Below are 2,600 nucleotides of genomic sequence, written 5' to 3'. Positions count from 1 at the left end.
GAGGCCACGAACCGCTCCGCCGTCAAGCCCGGACGCCCGTCGTAGCCACGGGCCAGACCGTCACCGGCCACATACAACTCACCCACCACACCCGGTGGAACCAGCCGGAGGAACTCGTCCAGCACGTACGCCCGGGAGTTGTCCATCGGACGCCCCAACGGAACGCCCGCCGGCACCTCATCACCCGCCCGGTACGGGAGTTGGGTGGTGAACGCCGTGGTCTCGGTCGGCCCGTAGGTCGTCCGTACGGTCAGCTCCGGATAGCGGGTCAGCAGGGCACGGATCGCCGAGGACGACACCACATCCCCACCCGTCGACACCTCCCGCACCCCCGCAAACACCTCCGGCGACTCCTCCGCCAACACCCGAAACAACCCCGCCGTCACATGCACATTCGTCACCCCGTGCACCGCAACAAGCCGACCCCGCTCCGCCGCATCCACATCACCCGCCGACGCCACCACCAGAGTGCCGCCGCGCACCAACGGCACCCACAACTCATACGTCGACGCATCGAACGCATGGTTCGCCTGGACGAGCACCCGTGCCACCACGTCCTCGCGCCAAGCCCGGTCCAACACGAACGCCGCCACACTGCGATGCGTGACCGCCACACCCTTCGGCACCCCCGTCGACCCCGACGTGAACATCACATACGCCAAGGAATCAGCAGACACCACGGTCGGGGTGGTCAGCGGATCAGCGGCGAACAGCTCCTCCAGAGGGACCGTCTCCAACCCCTCCACCACCCGATCCGCCACCACCACATCCAACCCCGCCTCATCCGCGAGCGACCGCAACCGCTCCACCGGATGACCCGCATCCAACGACACGAACGCCGCACCCGCCTTCCACACCCCCAACAACACCGCCACCAACCACGGAGACCGACCCACCACCACACCCACCCGACCACCCACACCCACACCACACCCCACCAACCACCCCGCCACCCGATCGGACAAGCGCGCCAACTCCCCGTACGACCACGACACGTCGTCGCCCACCACCGCCACCGCACCCGACGACCGCACCACCTGCCCCGCGAACAACTCCACCACCGAACCAGCCGACACCTCACACCCCGTGTCGTTCCACGCCTGCACCACCTTCCACTCCTCGTCGGCGTCCATGACGTCGAGGTCGCTCACCCGCACCCCGGGATCGGCCGCCACCTGATCCAACACCCGCACCAGACGACGGGTGAGCGCCTCGGCCGAGCTGTGGTCGAACAGGTCGGTCGCGTACTGGACGGTGCCGCGCATCCCCTCGGGGGTGCCGAGAGCGTCTCGGATCTCGTCCAGACCGATCGACAGGTCGAACCGGCTGACGACCCGGTCGTCAGCCGGCACCGGCCGCACCCGCAGCCCGGGGAGCTGCCAGGTGGGGTCCTCCGCCGGCCCCGTGTTCTGCACGGCCAGCATGATCTGGAAGAGGGGGTGCCGGGCCAGTGACCGCACCGGGCTGACCTCGTCCACCAGCCGCTCGAACGGCAGGTCCTGGTGCGCATACGCCGACAGGTCCGCCTCCCGCACCCGCCCCAACAACTCCTCGAACGACGGATCACCACCGACATCCGTCCGCAACACCAAGGTGTTGACGAAGAACCCGGCCAGCTCTTCCAGTGCGCTGTCCGGGCGCCCGGCCACGGCGGTGCCGACCGGGATGTCGGTGCCGGCGCCCAGGCGCACCAACAGCATCGCCAGCGCCGCCTGCACGGCCATGAAGGTCGTGGCCGAACTCCCCCGCGCCGCCGCGACCAACCCGGCATGGGTCTCGGCGCCCACGTCCACGGTCACCTGTCCGCCCACGAACGACGGAGCGGGGGGACGGGTGCGGTCCACCGGGAGGACCAGTTCCTCAGGGAGTCCGTCGAGCGCGGTTCGCCAGTGGGCGAGTTGGGCGCTGATCAAGCTGTCCGGGTCGGTCAACTCGCCGAGGGTCTCGCGCTGCCAGAGGGCGTAGTCGGCGTACTGGACGGGCAGGGGCGGGAGGAGTCCCGGTGACCCTTCGCCCGTCGCCGCACCGTGCGCGGCCGTGTAGGCCGACCGGAGGTCGTCCGTGAGCACGCCCATGGATGTGCCGTCTGCCGCGATGTGATGCACCGTCAAGAGAAGGACGGCATCGAACTCGGCCTCCGCCGGGGAGTCCGCGGGTTCGGTCGCCGTCGCCTCCGCATCGGCCCCGGCCCCGGCCCCGGTGAGGACCAGGAGTTCGGTGCGCCAGGGGAGGTCGCGGGTCAAGTCGAACGAACCCTGTGCGGATGCCGCCATCACGGCACGCAACTCGTGCCGCCCGACCGTGCGCACGGCCAGTTCCGTCCGGCTCTCGACGGCTTCCAGGACCTGTTGCCGGGGGACCCCTTCCGTGGCGGGGTAGACCGTGCGCAGGGTTTCGTGCCGCTCGGCGACCGCGTGCAGGGCCGCTCGCATGGCATCGACGTCCACCTCGCCGGTCAGGCCCAGTGCCATGGAGATGTTGTAGGCGGCGCCGGCGCCTTCCTGTTCCATCCGGTTGAGGAACCACATCCGCTGCTGCCCGAACGACAACGGCACCACCTCGGGACGCTCCCCCGCCACCAACCCCGCCCGCACAACCCC

1 protein-coding gene is annotated in these 2,600 nt (G+C 70.0%); it reads right to left on the bottom strand.

The genetic code is table 11. The features are described from left to right. Positions 1-2,549: non-ribosomal peptide synthetase (locus tag ABT092_RS30845; RefSeq protein ID WP_351249805.1), on the bottom strand; the 2,549-nt coding region annotated here is incomplete at its 3' end. Positions 2,550-2,600: the final 51 nt, after the last annotated feature.

It is taken from the genome of Streptomyces sp. NPDC002490 (assembly GCF_040296045.1).
Lineage (GTDB): Bacteria > Actinomycetota > Actinomycetes > Streptomycetales > Streptomycetaceae > Streptomyces.
The sequence above is the reverse complement of the archived record's forward strand: the minus strand, read 5'-3'. Positions and strand labels throughout refer to the sequence as shown.